Origin of the sequence: Micromonospora sp. NPDC049282 (assembly GCF_043197045.1) — a bacterium.
In the GTDB taxonomy this organism is placed as follows: domain Bacteria; phylum Actinomycetota; class Actinomycetes; order Mycobacteriales; family Micromonosporaceae; genus Micromonospora.
Map to the genome: position 1 here is coordinate 1 of NZ_JBICSL010000001.1, position 15,846 is coordinate 15,846.

Annotated in this window: 14 protein-coding genes; 5 read left to right on the forward strand and 9 right to left on the reverse strand. The window is 71.9% G+C overall.

Features of this window, described 5'->3' with window-relative positions; genetic code table 11:
- Nucleotides 1–368 precede the first annotated feature (368 nt).
- Nucleotides 369–2,009, forward strand: a complete 1,641-nt coding sequence (locus tag ACGFI2_RS00005; protein WP_393508067.1) for a cellulase family glycosylhydrolase — start codon at nucleotides 369–371, stop codon at nucleotides 2,007–2,009.
- Nucleotides 2,010–2,125: 116 nt separating this feature from the next.
- On the opposite strand, the gene miaB is transcribed toward ACGFI2_RS00005, so the two are convergent.
- The 3 genes from miaB to selD form a co-directional block, all read right to left on the reverse strand.
- Entirely contained in the window at nucleotides 2,126–3,655 is a 1,530-nt protein-coding gene (miaB, locus tag ACGFI2_RS00010; RefSeq protein ID WP_393508069.1) for a tRNA (N6-isopentenyl adenosine(37)-C2)-methylthiotransferase MiaB, read from the reverse strand.
- Between the two features lie 52 nt (nucleotides 3,656–3,707).
- Nucleotides 3,708–4,187, reverse strand: a complete 480-nt coding sequence (locus tag ACGFI2_RS00015) for a hypothetical protein (RefSeq protein ID WP_393508072.1) — start codon at nucleotides 4,185–4,187, stop codon at nucleotides 3,708–3,710.
- A 203-nt stretch (nucleotides 4,188–4,390) separates the two neighbouring features.
- Nucleotides 4,391–5,380, reverse strand: coding sequence for a selenide, water dikinase SelD (gene selD / locus ACGFI2_RS00020; RefSeq protein WP_393508075.1), 990 nt, complete (start codon nucleotides 5,378–5,380; stop codon nucleotides 4,391–4,393).
- Between the two features lie 199 nt (nucleotides 5,381–5,579).
- Here selD and ACGFI2_RS00025 point away from each other — a divergent pair, with 199 nt between their 5' ends.
- The 4 genes from ACGFI2_RS00025 to ACGFI2_RS00040 all read left to right on the forward strand — a co-directional run bounded on the left by ACGFI2_RS00025 (nucleotide 5,580) and on the right by ACGFI2_RS00040 (nucleotide 8,898).
- Nucleotides 5,580–6,335, forward strand: coding sequence for an amino acid ABC transporter ATP-binding protein (locus ACGFI2_RS00025; protein ID WP_393508078.1), 756 nt, complete (start codon nucleotides 5,580–5,582; stop codon nucleotides 6,333–6,335).
- A gap of 56 nt (nucleotides 6,336–6,391) precedes the next feature.
- On the forward strand, nucleotides 6,392–7,258 hold the full coding sequence (locus tag ACGFI2_RS00030; protein ID WP_393508081.1) for a glutamate ABC transporter substrate-binding protein: 867 nt from the start codon (nucleotides 6,392–6,394) through the stop codon (nucleotides 7,256–7,258).
- A 78-nt stretch (nucleotides 7,259–7,336) separates the two neighbouring features.
- Complete coding sequence (locus ACGFI2_RS00035; RefSeq protein ID WP_393508084.1) at nucleotides 7,337–8,011, forward strand: amino acid ABC transporter permease; 675 nt, start codon at nucleotides 7,337–7,339, stop codon at nucleotides 8,009–8,011.
- Nucleotides 8,011–8,898 carry an amino acid ABC transporter permease gene (locus ACGFI2_RS00040; protein WP_393508087.1) on the forward strand — a complete coding sequence of 296 codons (888 nt, stop codon included), beginning with the start codon at nucleotides 8,011–8,013 and terminating at the stop codon, nucleotides 8,896–8,898. Before ACGFI2_RS00035 ends, ACGFI2_RS00040 begins: the two co-directional genes overlap by 1 nt.
- Before the next feature lie 79 nt (nucleotides 8,899–8,977).
- Here the strand turns inward: ACGFI2_RS00040 and rny are convergent, their stop codons facing one another.
- From rny to ACGFI2_RS00070, 6 genes are all read right to left on the reverse strand, one after another.
- Nucleotides 8,978–10,744, reverse strand: a complete 1,767-nt coding sequence (gene rny, locus ACGFI2_RS00045) for a ribonuclease Y (protein ID WP_393508090.1) — start codon at nucleotides 10,742–10,744, stop codon at nucleotides 8,978–8,980.
- An 809-nt stretch (nucleotides 10,745–11,553) separates the two neighbouring features.
- On the reverse strand, nucleotides 11,554–12,258 hold the full coding sequence (locus ACGFI2_RS00050; protein WP_393508093.1) for a 3-keto-5-aminohexanoate cleavage protein: 705 nt from the start codon (nucleotides 12,256–12,258) through the stop codon (nucleotides 11,554–11,556).
- A 69-nt stretch (nucleotides 12,259–12,327) separates the two neighbouring features.
- Complete coding sequence (locus tag ACGFI2_RS00055) at nucleotides 12,328–13,020, reverse strand: regulatory protein RecX (protein ID WP_393508096.1); 693 nt, start codon at nucleotides 13,018–13,020, stop codon at nucleotides 12,328–12,330.
- Between the two features lie 11 nt (nucleotides 13,021–13,031).
- Nucleotides 13,032–14,081 (reverse strand): recombinase RecA, encoded by a 1,050-nt coding sequence (gene recA / locus ACGFI2_RS00060; RefSeq protein ID WP_393508099.1) that lies wholly within the window; start codon nucleotides 14,079–14,081, stop codon nucleotides 13,032–13,034.
- 185 nt (nucleotides 14,082–14,266) lie between these two features.
- Nucleotides 14,267–14,467: a DUF3046 domain-containing protein gene (locus ACGFI2_RS00065; RefSeq protein WP_018785963.1), complete on the reverse strand. Its 201-nt coding sequence runs from the start codon at nucleotides 14,465–14,467 to the stop codon at nucleotides 14,267–14,269.
- Nucleotides 14,468–14,471: 4 nt separating this feature from the next.
- Nucleotides 14,472–15,794 carry an MFS transporter gene (locus ACGFI2_RS00070; RefSeq protein WP_393508103.1) on the reverse strand — a complete coding sequence of 441 codons (1,323 nt, stop codon included), beginning with the start codon at nucleotides 15,792–15,794 and terminating at the stop codon, nucleotides 14,472–14,474.
- Nucleotides 15,795–15,846 lie beyond the last annotated feature (52 nt).

Below are 15,846 nucleotides of genomic sequence, written 5' to 3' on the forward strand. Positions count from 1 at the left end.
GAAGATCACCCGAGCGCTGACCTGCCCCCACACCTACCCCACCCCGCCCGTCAACACCCCCTGACCAGCCAACTCAGGATGGAACTACTCCCGTGAATCCGCACGTCCGGAGGGGGCGTGGTGGTGGGGGTTGTTGACGGGGTGGGGTGGGGTGATCAGAATGAGCGGCGGAGCCAGGTTCCGACACCGGCGCGAGGGCGTCGACGGCTGATCACCGCCGTCGGGGATCGCCGGTGCCTCCCCACGGGTGGCCGCTTACGTCACGGCCCGGCGGACGCTGTCCGCGTACTCGATGCCGAGCGTGCCGTGCCTCCTGGTCCTGTCGCCCGCGGCGCCCATGCGGCGCGGGCATCCGAAGTGGAGCTTCCATGCACCGACGCACCGCCCTCGGCGGCGCCCTGACGGCGCTCGCCACCGCCGCGGCCGGCATCCTCGTCGCCACGGCCGTCAGCACCACCCCGGCGGCCGCCGCAGCCGGCGGCACCGGCACCGGTTACCTGCACACCAGCGGCAACAAGATCGTCGACAGCACGGGCGCGACCGTCCGGCTCACCGGCATCAACTGGTTCGGCATGGAGACCGACAACAAGACGTTCCACGGCCTGTGGTCGAGCAACCCGTGGCGCGGCCAGCTCGACACCATGGCCCGGCTGGGCTACAACACGCTGCGCATCCCGTACTCGAACGACTCCATCAAGCCCGGCGCGACGGCGACCGGGATCAACGACTTCGTCAACCCGGACCTGATCGGGCTCTCCCCGTTGCAGATCCTGGACAAGGTCATCGACTACGCGGGCAGCAAGGGGATGCGGGTCATCCTGGACCGGCACCGGCCGACCTCGGCCGGTCAGTCGCCACTCTGGTACACCTCGGGCGTCTCCGAGGCGACCTGGATCAACGACTGGAAGACGATGGCCCAGCGGTACGGGAACAACCCGACCGTGATCGGCGCGGACCTGCACAACGAGCCGCACGCCGAGGGCACCAACCCGGCCGCCACCGGCGCCTGCTGGGGCTGCGGCGACACCGCCCGCGACTGGCGGCTGGCCGCCGAGCGGGCCGGCAACGCGATCCTCGGCGTGCAGCCGAACTGGCTGATCTTCGTGGAGGGAGTGAGCTGCCCGAGCGGCGGGCTGTCGAACGTCTGGGACAACGACCCCAGCAACGACGAGGACTGCGGCTGGTGGGGCGGCAACCTCTCCAAGGCCGGGCAGTTCCCGGTGCGGCTGAACGTGGCCAACCGGCTGGTCTACTCGCCGCACGAGTACGCCACCTCGGTCTACCGCCAGGCCTGGTTCGACGACCCGAGCTACCCGGCGAACATGCCGGCCATCTGGGACAGGTACTGGGGCTACCTCTACAAGCAGAACATCGCGCCGATCATGATGGGCGAGTTCGGCACCACCCTCCAGGACCCGAAGGACAAGATCTGGCTGGAGAACCTGATGGCCTACACCGGCACCGGGGTCAACGGCATGTCGTTCACCTACTGGTCGTGGAACCCGAACTCGGGTGACACCGGCGGCATCGCCAACGACGACTGGACCACGGTCAACCAGGCCAAGCAGTCCATCCTCCAGCCCTACCTGATCCCGCCGGGCGGGGGCAACCCGAGCCCGACGCCGACCGGGACCGGCTCCCCCACGCCGCGGCCCACGCCGACCGGCACCCCGACCCCGACGCCGACCACGCCGGCGCCGAGCGGCGGGTGCACCGCCAGCTACAAGCAGGTCAACGCCTGGGCCGGCGGCTTCCAGGGCGAGCTGACCGTGAAGAACACCGGCACCGGCGCGGCGAACCCGTGGTCGGTCACCTGGACCTGGCCGTCCGGGGTGACGCTGGCCAGCGGCTGGAACGCCACCGTCACCCAGTCCGGCACCACGGTCACCGCCGCCGCGCCGGCCTGGGCGCCGTCGCTGGCACCGGGGGCCTCGGTCACCGTCGGCTTCACCGCCAACGGCACCGCCGCGAACCCCGCCACGGTGAAGCTCAACGGCGCCACCTGCTGAGCGTGTAAGGAGGGCCCCCCTCTTAACGCATTCGGTAGAGCAGGGGCCCCCTCTCAACACCTGGTGTTGAGAGGGGGCCCCTGCTTACGAGCGAGCGGGCGGGCGGGTGCGGCGGGTCAGCGGACGGCGCAACCGCCGGTGGAGGCGGGCGGCACGGCCGGCGCGCCGATCGTCGGCAGCCCGAGGAGCACCCCGGGCGTACGCGGGGCGCGCCCCGCCTCGGCCGCGTCGCCGGCCCGGGTACGCCGGTGCGCCAGCGGCGCCCCGTCGGCGTTGAGGTGGTGCGGGGCCGCGTACGTGACGACGGTGTGCACGATGTCGCCGGGACGGATCTGCCCGGCCAGCTCGCCGGTCGCGAAGTGCACCAGCCGGCCGTCGCGGGCCCGCCCGGACATCCGGCCGGTGCGCTCGTCCTTGCGCCCCTCGCCGACGGCGACCAGCACCTCGACGGTCTCGCCCACCAGCTTGCGGTTCTCCGCCCAGGTGATCTCCTCGACGCAGGCGATCAGCCGCTCGTAGCGCTCCTGCACGACAGGCTTCGGCAACTGCCCGTCCATGGTGGCGGCCGGGGTGCCGGGACGCTTGGAGTACTGGAAGGTGAACGCCGAGGAGAACCGTGCCTCCCGGACCACGTCGAGGGTGCGGACGAAGTCGGCCTCGGTCTCGCCTGGGAAGCCGACGATGATGTCCGTGGTGATCGCCGCGTCCGGCATGGCGGCCCGGACCTTCCCGATGATGCCGAGGTACTTCTCCGACCGGTACGAGCGGCGCATGGCCCGCAGCACGTCGTCGGAGCCGGACTGCAACGGCATGTGCAGCGAGTGGCAGACGTTCGGCGTCTCGGCCATCGCCTCGATCACGTCGTCGGTGAAGTCCTTCGGGTGCGGGCTGGTGAACCGGACCCGCTCCAACCCGTCGACGTCGCCGCAGGCCCGCAGCAGCTCGGCAAAAGCGGACCGGCCACCACTGCGCCGTTTCGGCTCGCCAGGCTCGCCGAACGCGACGCCGTAGGAGTTGACGTTCTGCCCGAGCAGGGTCACCTCCAGCACGCCGGAGTCGACCAGCGCCCGCACCTCGGAGAGGATGTCGCCGGGGCGGCGGTCCTTCTCCTTGCCGCGCAGCGAGGGCACGATGCAGAACGTGCAGGTGTTGTTGCAGCCGACGGAGATGGAGACCCAACCGGCGTACGTCGACTCGCGCCGGGTCGGCAGCGTGGACGGGAAGACCTCCAGCGATTCGAGGATCTCCACCTCGGCGGCGGCGTTGTGCCGCGCCCGGTCCAGCAACGCCGGCAGCGAGCCGATGTTGTGCGTGCCGAAGACCACGTCCACCCAGGGCGCCTTGCGGACGATCTCGCCGCGGTCCTTCTGGGCGAGGCAGCCGCCGACCGCGATCTGCATCCCGGGGTGCTTCGCCTTCACCGGGCGCAGATGCCCCAGGTTGCCGTAGAGCCGGTTGTCGGCGTTCTCCCGGACCGCGCAGGTGTTGAACACCACCACGTCGGGCTGCTCGCCGGCCTCGGGGGCGCGCACGTAACCGGCATCCTCGAGGAGGCCGGAGATGCGCTCGGAGTCGTGCACGTTCATCTGGCAGCCGTACGTGCGCACCTGGTAGGTGCGCGGGCTGCCCGCGGCTGCGGTAGTCATGACCCGGACAGCGTATCCGGGTGCGTCAGCGGCCGGCGACGGGCGGACCCGGTCAGGCGGCGGCGAGCGCCGGACCGACCGAGTCCGGCGCCCACCGGGAGCGGTGGCACCGCGACCAGCCCCGGCAGCCGGGGTCGGCCAGGGTGCAGAGCCGCTGGTCGCTGAGGACCTCGCCGTCGTCGGTCTCGACCACGTCGAAGTGCACCGGGCGGATCGTGCCGTCCGGGGCGACCAGCAGGTGCCGCCCGGCGTCGAGCGTGTCGTCGCGCATCAGGCAGTTGCGGCCCAGCACCCGGGCCAGCGCCGCGATGGCGGGCAGCTCGGGCAGGCGCTCGGGCACGCCGTAACAGTCGACCACGGTGCCGTACGCCCCGGGCGCCTCCCACACGTCGCAGACCACCGCGTACGCGGGGAGCCGGGCCGGGTCGGCGACGGCGAGGGGCATCACCACCCGGCCGAGCGCCTCGGCCATCGCCGGGTAGACCTCCACCGGCGCGCCGCCGTCGATTCTCCAGTTCCACAGCTCGGTCATGCCGCCTCCTCGCTGCGCTCTTCCCACCGGCCTCCGGATCGGGCCTTACTGACGATGGTGGGGGGCATTTGACCTCGACCGGGGGCAAGTTACCGGTCTGTGACCATTCCGGGCAAAATTTCCCCGGGCGACGTTGCCCAGAGTAGCGGGAAGATGACAGTTTATCGGGTATCGTGCCGCGCCGGGCGACGCCACGCGGGGCGTCAGCGCAGCCGGATCAGGTGGTCCGAGGCGGGCAGCAGCTCGCCGATCACCGTGCCGCCCGGCACCTCGCCCGCGACCAGCAGCCCGCCCGAGGTCTGCGCGTCCGCCAGCAGCAGCCGCTCTCCCTCGTCGGCGCCGCCGAAGTCGCTCCACGGCGTCACCCAGTCCAGGTTGCGCCGGGTGCCGCCACTGACGTACCCGTCCCGCAGCGCCTCCCGCGCGCCCGGCAGGTAGGGCACCGCGGCGGTGTCGATCGCGACCGTGAGCCGGCTGGCCCGAGCCAGCTTCGAGGCGTGCCCGAGCAGGCCGAAGCCGGTCACGTCGGTGCCGCAGCGGATGCCGGCGGCCACCGCCGCGCGGGCGGCGTCCCGGTTGAGCCGGGTCATCGACTCGACCGCCTCGGTGAACCGTTCCCCGGTCTGCTTGTGCCGGGTGTTGAGCACGCCGACGCCGAGCGGCTTGGTCAGCGACAGCGGCAGCCCGGCCCGGCCGGCGTCCAGGGTGATCAACTCCTCCGGACGGACCACCCCGGTGACCGCCAGTCCGTACTTCGGGCCGTCGTCGTCCACGCTGTGCCCGCCGGCCAGGTGACAGCCGGCCTCCCGGGCCACGTCCTGCCCGCCGCGCAGCACCTCGCGGGCCAGTTCCAACGGCAGCACCTCGCGCGGCCAGCAGAGCAGGTTGAGCGCGACCAGCGGGGTGCCGCCCATCGCGTACACGTCGGAGAGCGCGTTGGCGGCGGCGATGCGCCCCCAGTCGTACGCGTCGTCGACGACCGGGGTGAAGAAGTCGGCGGTGGTGACCAGGCCGGTGCGCTCGTCCAGCCGGACCACCGCGGCGTCGTCGCCGTTCTCCAGGCCGACCAGCAGCTCGGCCGTGCCGCCGCTCGGGCCGAGACCGGCGACCATCGCCTCCAGCTCGCCCGGCGGGATCTTGCAGGCACAACCGCCACCGCGGGCGTGGTCGGTCAGCCGGAACGTGTCGGTCATCGCCTCATGATCTCCGCGCGCGACCGCCGCCGCCACCCGGACGCCCCGGTCGGTGAAGGAATTCGGACCCACGGGCACGCCGGTGACCGGTGTTACCGCTCCGTGACCATCCGGGTTGCGTTCGGCCACATCAGGCCGCCTACAGTTGCCCAACCGGGAGGTCGACCGACCGCCGGATCCGGCAGGGACGACAGGGACGGTGGACGACGTGACGACGGGCGACCCGCTGATCGTGCTCGACGGGGTCCACAAGTGGTTCGGGCCGCTGCACGTGCTCGACGACGTGTCCCTCTCCGTCGACCGGGGCGAGGTCGTCGTGGTGATCGGCCCGTCCGGCTCCGGCAAGTCGACGCTGTGCCGCGCCATCAACCGGCTGGAGCCGATCAACGAGGGCACCATCACGTTCGACGGGCAGCCGCTGCCGGCCGAGGGCAAGCCCCTGGCCAAGCTGCGCAGCGAGGTCGGCATGGTGTTCCAGTCGTTCAACCTCTTCGCGCACAAGACCATCCTGGAGAACGTCACCCTCGGACCGGTCAAGGTACGCAAGGAGAAGCCGGCCGCCGCCCGCGAGCGCGGGCTGGCCCTGCTCGACCGCGTCGGCATCGCCAACCAGGCGGACAAGTACCCGGCGCAGCTCTCCGGCGGTCAGCAGCAGCGGGTGGCGATCGCCCGCGCGCTGGCCATGCAGCCCAAGGCGATGCTCTTCGACGAGCCGACCAGCGCGCTCGACCCGGAGATGGTCGGCGAGGTGCTGGACGTGATGACCTCGCTGGCCCGCGACGGCATGACCATGGTGGTGGTCACGCACGAGATGGGCTTCGCCCGGCACGCGGCCAACCGGGTCGTCTTCATGGCCGACGGCAAGCTGGTCGAGGAGGCCCCGCCGGCCGAGTTCTTCGCGAACCCGCACAGCGACCGGGCCAAGGACTTCCTCTCCAAGATCCTCACGCACTGAGCGTCCGTAGTGGAGCGCGCCGTCCCCCGGCGGCTCTTTCGAAGAAGGAGATGAGTATGCGTATGAAGCGCGTGGCGGCGGTTGCCGCGGCGGCGACCTTGGCGCTCGGCATGAGCGCCTGCGGTGGCGACGGGGACGGCGGCTCGGGCAGCAGCGGGGCCAAGGGCATCATCGGCAAGGCGCAGAACCAGAAGAAGCTGGTCATCGGCGTGAAGGCCGACCAGCCGGGTCTGGGCATCCAGACCGGCAGCCAGTACGAGGGCTTCGACATCGAGATCGCCAAGATCGTGGCCAAGGGCCTCGGCGTGGACGCGAACAACATCGAGTGGAAGACCACGGTCTCGGCCAACCGCGAGCCCTTCATCCAGCAGGGCACCGTCGACCTGGTGGTGGCGACCTACACCATCAACGACGAGCGCAAGCAGAAGGTCAACTTCGCCGGCCCGTACTTCATCGCCGGCCAGGACCTGCTGGTCAAGGCCGACTCCACGATCACCGGCCCGGAGGGTCTGGACGGCAAGAAAGTCTGCTCGGCGCAGGGCTCCACCCCGGCGAAGCGGATCCAGACCGACTACCCGAAGGCCAAGCTCCAGCAGTTCGACGCCTACTCGAAGTGCATCACCGCGCTTGAGGGCGGCCAGGTCGACGCGGTGACCACCGACGACATCATCCTCGCCGGCTACGCCGCGCAGTCCCAGTACGCCGGCAAGTTCAAGGTGGTCGGCAAGACCTTCTCCACCGAGCCCTACGGCATCGGCCTGAAGAAGGACGACAAGGACGGCTGCGAGAAGGTCAACGAGATCCTCAAGACCGCCGCCTCGGACGGCACCTACAAGGCCGCCTGGGACGCCACCCTGGGCAAGAGCGGCAAGGCCGCACCCGAACTGGACACCACGAAGCTGACCAACTGCGGCAGCGTCTGACCGTTCCAGGGCCGGCACCCGGAGGGGTGCCGGCCCTGGGCTGTCACGACGCCGACGACGTGCCCCGGGAGTCGACGCATGCACGTATTCGCTGATCCGACCAACCTCGACGCGTACCTGTCGGGTTTTCTCTGGATCCTCAAGCTGACCGGCGCGTCGGCGGTGCTCGCGCTGGTGCTCGGTGTGCTCCTCGCCGCCTTCCGAGTCTCCCCCGTGCCAGTGCTGCGGGGCTTCGGCGCGGCCTGGGTCAACATCTTCCGCAACACACCGCTGACTCTGATCATCTTCTTCTGCTACTTCGGCCTCTACTCGACGCTGGGCGTGGGCCTCTCCGACGACCTGAACCTGAACAACTTCTGGCTCGGAGTCGTCGGCCTGTCGGTCTACACCGCCGCGTTCGTCTGCGAGGCGATCCGTTCCGGCGTCAACACCGTCCCGGCCGGCCAGGCGGAGGCCGCCCGCGCGATCGGACTGACCTTCTTCCAGACCCTGCGGATCGTGATCCTGCCGCAGGCCGGGCGGGCCGTGGTGGCCCCGCTGGGCAGTGTGCTCATCGCGCTGTGCAAGAACGCCACGATCGTCGGCACGATCGGCCTGATCGAGGCGTCCAGCGTGATGAAGCAGCTCATCAACGACAACGGCGACGCCGTGATCCCGATCTTCCTGGTGTTCGCCGGCACCTTCGCCGCGATCCTCGTCCCCACCGGCTACTTCTTCGGCTGGCTGGCCAACCGACTGGCGGTGAAGCGCTGATGAGCACCACCTCCGTCCTCTACGACCACCCGGGGCCACGGGCTCGCGTCCGCAATGCGGTGCTCAGCGTTCTCTTCGGCGTCGGCCTGGCCGCGCTGTTCTGGTGGATCTACGCCAAGTTCGACCAGGCCGGGCAGTGGGAGGGAAACCTCTGGCAGCCCTTCACCGAGGTGCCCACCTGGACCCAGTTCATCTGGCCCGGTCTGCGGCAGACCTTGCTCGCCGCCGCCACCGGCATGGTGCTATCACTGGCCTTCGGCATCCTGTTCGCCGTCGGGCGGCTTTCCGACCGCTGGTGGATCAGGGTTCCGGCCGGAGCGGTCGTGGAGTTCTTCCGGGCCGTTCCGCTGCTGATCATGATTTTCTTCATCTTCTACGGCGTGCCGTTCCTGATCCAGGGACCGGTGTCGGCCTTCTGGTCGGTGGTCGTGGGCCTCACCCTCTACAACGGGTCGGTGCTGGCGGAGGCGTTCCGCGCCGGCATCCGCTCGATCCCGGCCGGCCAAGCCGAAGCGGCTTATGCCGTCGGCATGCGCAAGAGCCAGGTGATGCAGTTGATCCTGGTGCCGCAGGCGGCCCGAGCCATGCTGCCCGTGATCGTCAGTCAACTCGTGGTGCTGCTCAAGGACACCGCACTCGGCTACATCGTGGCCTTCCCCGAGCTGCTCCAGCGCGGCGTCAACGACCTGGCCGCAAACCGCGGAAACGTCGTCGCCGCGGCGATCGTGGTAGCCGTCATCTACATCGCGATCAACTCGCTGCTCACCACGCTGGCGAACTGGTTGGACCGGCGTACCCGGCGGCAGGGCTTCCGGATCCCGAAGCAGACGGCGGCGCCGGACTCGGCCCCGGCCGGCGGCGCCACGGTGGCCGAGCCGCAGGGCTGATCCGTCCACCCGTCGCGAGAGGGCCGGCCCGTGATCAGGGCCGGCCCTCTCGGTGTTCTCGCCGTCGCGTCGCCGCCCGTCAGCGGGCGATCTCGGTGACCCGGGACTCGCGCACCACGGTCACCCGGATCTGACCCGGATAGGTCAGCTCCTCCTCGATCTGTTTCGCCACGTCACGGGCCAGCACGGCCGCGCCGATGTCGTCAACGTCGTCCGGCTTCACCATCACCCGGATCTCCCGGCCGGCCTGCATGGCGAAGACCTTCTCCACACCGAGCTTGCCGGCCGCGATCTCCTCGATCCGCTCCAGCCGCTTGACGTACGCCTCCAGGCTCTCCCGCCGGGCCCCGGGCCGCCCGCCCGAACAGGCGTCCGACGCCTGGGTGAGGACCGCCTCGATGGTCTGCGGCGGCACCTCGTTGTGGTGCGCCTCGATGGCGTGCACCACGTCCTCGGTCTCGCCGTACTTGCGGGCCAGGTCGGCGCCGATGATGGCGTGGCTGCCCTCCACCTCGTGGGTGAGCGCCTTGCCGATGTCGTGCAGGAACGCGCACCGCTTGATGGTCGGCACGTCCAGCCGCAGCTCGGCGGCCATGGTGCCGGCGATGTGCGCGGTCTCGACCAGGTGCTTGAGCACGTTCTGCCCGTACGACGTCCGGTAGCGCAACCGGCCGAGCAGACTCACCAGCTCCGGGTGGATCTCGGTGATCCCCACCTCGACCAGGGCGTCCTCGGCCGCCCGGTGGCACAGCTCCTCCACCTCGTGGCGGGCCAGGTCGTAGACCTCCTCGATCCGGTGCGGGTGGATCCGGCCGTCCAGCACCAGCTTCTCCAGGGTGAGCCGACCGACCTCCCGGCGTACCGGGTCGAAGCAGGAGAGCAGCACCGCCTCGGGGGTGTCGTCGATGATCAGGTTGACGCCGGTGACCGATTCGAAGGCGCGGATGTTGCGCCCCTCTCGGCCGATGATCCGGCCCTTCATCTCGTCGCCGGGCAGGTGCAGGACGCTGACCACGCTCTCCGCGGTCTGCTCGCTCGCCACCCGCTGGATGGCGTCCACCACGATGTGCCGGGCCCGCTGCTCGGCGGTGCTCCGCGCGTCGGACTCGATCTCCCGGACCAGCAGCGCGGCCTCCCGCTTCGCCTGCCCCTCGATCGACTCGACCAGTTCGGCGCGGGCGGCGTCGGCGGTCAGCCCGGCGACCCGCTCCAGCTCGCGGCGACGCCGCTCCTCCACCTCGGTCAGCTCCCGCTCGCGGTCGGCCAGCGCGGCCTCCCGGGCGGCGAGCGCGGCGGTGGCGGCGGTGAGCTGCCGTTCCCGTTCGGCCAGCCGCTCCACCTCCTCGGTGTGCAGCCGCTCCCGCTCGTCCATCCGGGCCGCCCGACGCTCGACCTCGGCGGCCTGCTCCCGGGTGGTGGCGGCGAGCACCGCCACCTCACGCTCGCCACTGCGCCGCGCGGTCGTCCGGAGTTGCTCGGCGTCCGCCTCGGCCTGCTTGTGCGCCCGGTCCAGCACGGTGTCGGCCTCGGCGCGGGCGTCGTCGAGCACCCGCCGGGCCTCCGCCCGGGCGGCCTTCGCCTCGGCCTTCGCGGCGGCCGCCTCGGCTCGGGCCGCGGAGGCGGCCGACTTCGCCACGTCGATGGTGCTGTTGACCTCGTCGGCGGCGGTGCGCAGCGCGGCCAGGGACTGTTCCTGCCGGTCCTTCTCCGCGATGAAGGCCGGGTCCTCCGGCGCGGGTGCCAGACTGAAACGTCTGAGCGCCCGTACGCCGAACAGCACGGCCCCGACCACCACCGCGACGAGCAGCAGCACCACCACGAGGAGGAAGACGTCGAAGGCGCTCATGCCACCACTCCGCACCGGTCCGCGCCGGTCGACGTCGCGCCCCCGGTCGGCATCGCGCCGCCGGGACGGTCCGCGCCGCGGCCCGGTCGTGGACCGGCGTCCTCGGCCGGCCGTCGGCTCGGTCGTGCCGTGCCGGTACGCCGGCATCGGACGCCCGGCGAGGAACGACCGGGACCGTGTGGCAGACCGCCGCTGAACCTGTGCCGCCCCGCCATGGCCGCCTCCCCTGAACGTCGGCGCCGCAGCACGCGCGAAGGGCACGCGCCTGCGGCTCTGGACGCCCGACCGGAGCGGCTGGCTGTGGGCAGCTTTCCGTCGGCGGTGCCCCTCGTTGGGCACCGCCAGCGGCCGGTTGCAGTTGTCGGACGCTCCGAACAGGTCCGGAGCGGCCGTCAAGGGCCGGTGAAGCTGGCCAAAGTGATGCTGTTCTGTTACGAGATCTATGTTGTGCGCTTAGCCTGCGCTGGTCGGGCAAAGTGAGCCTGTATGGCGAGGCTAGGTCGCGAGGGGCCGTTCGGTCAAGGAGTCATGATCAAACCACCCGGACGGAGAGAAGTTGCTCCGTCACACAGAGGTGAGAATATGCCGGACAGGCTCGGACAAACCTCGCCCGCCGTCATCTGAGCGTGACCTTTCCCGCCTGCTCAGGCACCCTGCCACCGGTCCCGCCCGACAGCCCGCCGGGCCGGTGCCACCCGAGCCCTGGATGATCCACTCCACGTCGCCGAAGTCGCGGTATCCCGCCGACCTCAACCCCACCACTACGCCGAACCGGTGTCGATCACGCACCGAAGGCCCCGAAGCCTCGGTCAGCGGGCGGCCAGGGCACGGGCGGCAGTCACCAGGGCGACGTTGTCCGGCGTGGTGGTGCCGTCCGGCAGCAGCAGCGTGTCCTCCAGGCCGATCCTGGTGTGCAGACCACGGCGGACCGCCTCGGCGAACACCGGCCAGGTCGCCGGGCCCTCGCCGTGCAGCAGCACCGGCGGGCCGCGGTCGGGCAGCGCGGCGAGGATCGCGGCCGCGTCGGCGAGCGCCATCTCCACCGCCTCCGCCATGCACTCGACGAGGACCCGTCCGGTGGGCGTCGGCCAGCGGCGCCAGGCGTCGACCGCCGCTGCCGTCCAGAGGCCGGCCTCGACCATGACACCGCGCTCGTGCAGGGCCGCGGCGACCGCCGCCGCGCCGGGCTCGTGCGCGTTGACGGAGGCGAAGTCGGGCAGCACCGTCCAGGCGCGGACGGCGGCCACCCGCTCGGCCGGGTCGGGGAGGATCCACGCGCCGGTGCTCACGCCGACCGGCAGACCGGGACGGGCGGCCCGGACCGCGTCGACCGCCGCCGCGATGACGACCGGGTCGAGCGACTCGACGCCGCTGTCGTCGCGCGGGTGCACGTGCACCGCCGCCACCCCGGCGGTCGCGCAGCGGACGGCGTCGGCCGCCAGCTCGGCCGCGGTGAGCGGCACGGCCGGATGCTCCTCCCGTCGCCGTCCGCCGTTCAGGCACGCCTTCAACAACGGGTGTCACCCCTCTTCGACGACGTCCGTGACGTCGGCGGGCCGGGACAGTCGGCGGGCCGGGACGGGTCAGTCGTGCCGGCGGGCGTCGAGGTCGTTCTCGGCGTCGGCCAGGGCATCGGCATCGATGCGCTCGGCGAACTCGGCCGCCTCGGCGCTCTGCGCGGCGAGCGCGTCCTTGACCGCGCGGATCGCCACGCCGGCCGGGTAGCCCTTGCGCGCCAGCATGCCGACCAGGCGCCGGAACACCGCGTCGGGCTCGCCGCGGGCGGTGCGCAGCTTCCGGTCCACCAGGGCCCGGGCCGTCTCGGCCTCGGTCTCCTCGTCGAGCCCGTCCAGGGCGGCGCCGGCCACCTCGCCGTCGACGCCCTTCTGGCGCAGCTCGGTGGCGAGCGCCCGGCGGGCCAGCCCGCGGCCGTTGTGCCGGCTGCTCACCCAGGCCCGGGCGAACGCGGCGTCGTCGACGATGCCGACCTCGTCGTAGCGGTCGAGAACCTGCTCGGCGGTCTCCTCGGAGATGCCCCGCCGGGCCAGCGCGCCGGCCAGCTCGGCCCGGGTGCGGGGCCGGGTGGCGAGCTGCCGCAGGCAGATCTCCCGAGCCAGCTCGGCCTCGTCGCGCGACGGAGCCGGAGCCTCCCCTGGTTCGGGCTCCGCCGCGCGACCGCGACGCCCGCGGCGGGGCTGAGGCGTGCCGGTGGCGTCACCCGTACGGGGCGGGCCGGCATCCCAGCCCCGCCCCGTACGGGCACGTCGTCCTGCCACGGCTCAGCGGATCAGAAGTCGACCGGCGGCAACTCCGGGCCGCCGGCGGCGTCGCCCGTGCCGCCGGTGCCGACGCCGAGCTTCTCCAGGATCTTCTTCTCGATCTCGGCCGCGACGTCCGGGTTCTCGCGGAGGAACTCGCGGGCCTTCTCCTTGCCCTGGCCGAGCTGGTCGCCGTCGTAGGTGTACCAGGCGCCGGACTTGCGGATGATCGCCTGCTCCACGCCGACATCGATCAGCGAGCCCTCGCGGGAGATGCCCTTGCCGTACATGATGTCGAACTCGGCCTGCTTGAACGGCGCCGCGACCTTGTTCTTCACGACCTTGACCCGGGTGCGGTTGCCGACCACGTCGGTGCCGTCCTTCAGGCTCTCGATGCGGCGCACGTCGAGCCGGACCGAGGCGTAGAACTTCAGCGCCCGACCACCTGTCGTGGTCTCCGGGCTGCCGAACATCACACCGATCTTCTCGCGGAGCTGGTTGATGAAGATCGCGGTGGTGCCGGTGTTGTTGAGGATGCCGGTGATCTTCCGCAGCGCCTGGCTCATCAGCCGGGCCTGCAGACCGACGTGGCTGTCGCCCATCTCGCCCTCGATCTCGGCGCGCGGCACCAGCGCGGCCACCGAGTCGATCACGATGATGTCGATCGCGCCGGAGCGGACCAGCATGTCGGTGATCTCCAGCGCCTGCTCGCCGGTGTCCGGCTGGGAGACCAGCAGGGCGTCGGTGTCGACGCCGAGCGCCTTGGCGTAGTCCGGGTCGAGCGCGTGCTCCGCGTCGATGAACGCGGCGATGCCGCCCGCCCGCTGGGCGCTGGCCACCGCGTGCAGGGCGACCGTGGTCTTACCGCTGGACTCCGGACCGTAGATCTCGACGACCCGACCGCGAGGCAGACCGCCCACGCCGAGCGCCACGTCGAGCGCGATAGAGCCGGTGGTGATGACCGCCGTCTGAATGACGGGCCGCTCCCCCAGCCGCATCACCGAACCCTTGCCGAACTGCTTGTCGATCTGAGCGAGAGCAAGGTCGAGCGCCTTCTCCCGGTCAGGACCTGCCGCCATCGTTGCCACCCCTGCCTTCGCCGGCGTCTTTCCTGAGCTTCGCGTCACGCGGGACACGCTAGGCGCTGGGTCCGACAGAAAACCAGCCGACGGGCCGTGAACTGTGGACGAGCACCCCGCTGTGGACAATAGCCGAACAGGTGTACGACTGGGCAAGCGACACGCGGAACCGGGGAAAAGGCTGCTCAGCGTAGTCGGGCGGGCACCCGGTCGGGATACGCGGCAACCACCGCCCGCCACACCACGTGCGTTTCCTCACCGGCCGCGAGCGCCTGCTCGACGGTCCGCCCGCCGAGTTGGGACAGCACCTGGTCGCTGGCGATGCTGGCCGCGTAACCCGGTCCGAACGCCTCCTCCAGCCGCGTCCAGAAGTCGGTCAGCCGCACGTGTTCAATCCTCCTCGTCATGCCCGTCCGCACCGGCACCGCCGTCCACGCCGGGGCGCCGCAGCGCGAGCGCCACCAGCGGCACCACCGCGATCGCCGCCAGCAGGGTGAGCGTCGGGTACCCCACGGCCCGCATGACGAACCCGCTCAGCGCCGCCGCGCCCGCCCCGGCCAACCCCATGAGCAGGTCGGACAGGCCCTGCACGCCGGGCCGGTCGGCGGTGGGCACCGACTCCGACAGCAGCGTCGAGCCCGCCACCATGGTGCCCGACCAGCCCAGCCCGAGCAGCGCCAGCCCCACCGAGAGCGCCGGGGTGCGGTGCCCGGCGGCGCCGGCGACCGCGCACGCGGCCAGCAGCAGCGCCACGCCGCCGAGGATCACCGGCCGGCGGCCCACCCGGTCGGTGAGCCAGCCCACCACCGGCGAGAACGCGTACATGCCGGCGATGTGCAGGCTGAGCACGATGCCGACCACCCGCAGCAGGTCCGCGTCGGAGTGCCACTCGTCGAGGTGCACCGGGGTCATCGACATCACCGCGACCATCACCAGGTGACCCACCGCGACCGCGGCGATGCCGAGCCGGGCGGCCGGCCGGCGGCGTACCGTGCGCCACGCGGCGGCCATGCCACCGCGCCGGGTGACCGGCGGCGCGGAGCCGGCGGCGCGTGCCGGCTCGGCCGCGGCCAGCCGGCGCGCGGTGAGCAGCGGGTCCGGCCGGAGCAGGGCCAGGAGTACGCCGGCGGCCAGCGTGAACGCGACGGCGCTGACCAGGAATGGACCGGCCAGCAGCGGCAGGCCCCAGCCGTGGGTGACGTCGTCGGCGAGCGCGGCGAAGTTCGGCGCGGCCACCGAGCCGATGGTGGTGGCCCAGACCACCAGCGACAACTGCCGTCCCCGGCGCTCCGGCTCGGCCAGGTCGACGGCCGTGTAGCGGGCCTGGAGGTTGGCCGCCGTGCCGCCGCCGAACAGCAGCATGCCGACGAAGAGCAGCGGCACCCGGTCGGTCACGACGGCGACCACCACCAGCGCGCCACCGACCGCGCCGACCAGATAGGCCAGGACCAGACCGGGTCGCCGCCCGCGCGCCGCCATCAGCCGGGTCACCGGTACGGCGAGCAGCGCGGCGCCGACCACGCCGGCGCTCTGCGCCAGCCCGGCCAGGGCGGTGCCGGCGACCCGGGCGGCGAGCAGCGCCCCGACCGAGATGCCGATGGCGACGCCGACGCCGCCGACGATCTGGGTGAGGAAGAGCAGCCGCAGGGTGCGCCGCTGGATGCCGGCGACGTCGGGCCGGGGCGGGGCCGGCGCGGTCAGGTCGGTGGCCATGGGCGCTCCTGATGAGGACGGGTGCCTCATCGTCGCGCACCGGACCGGTCGG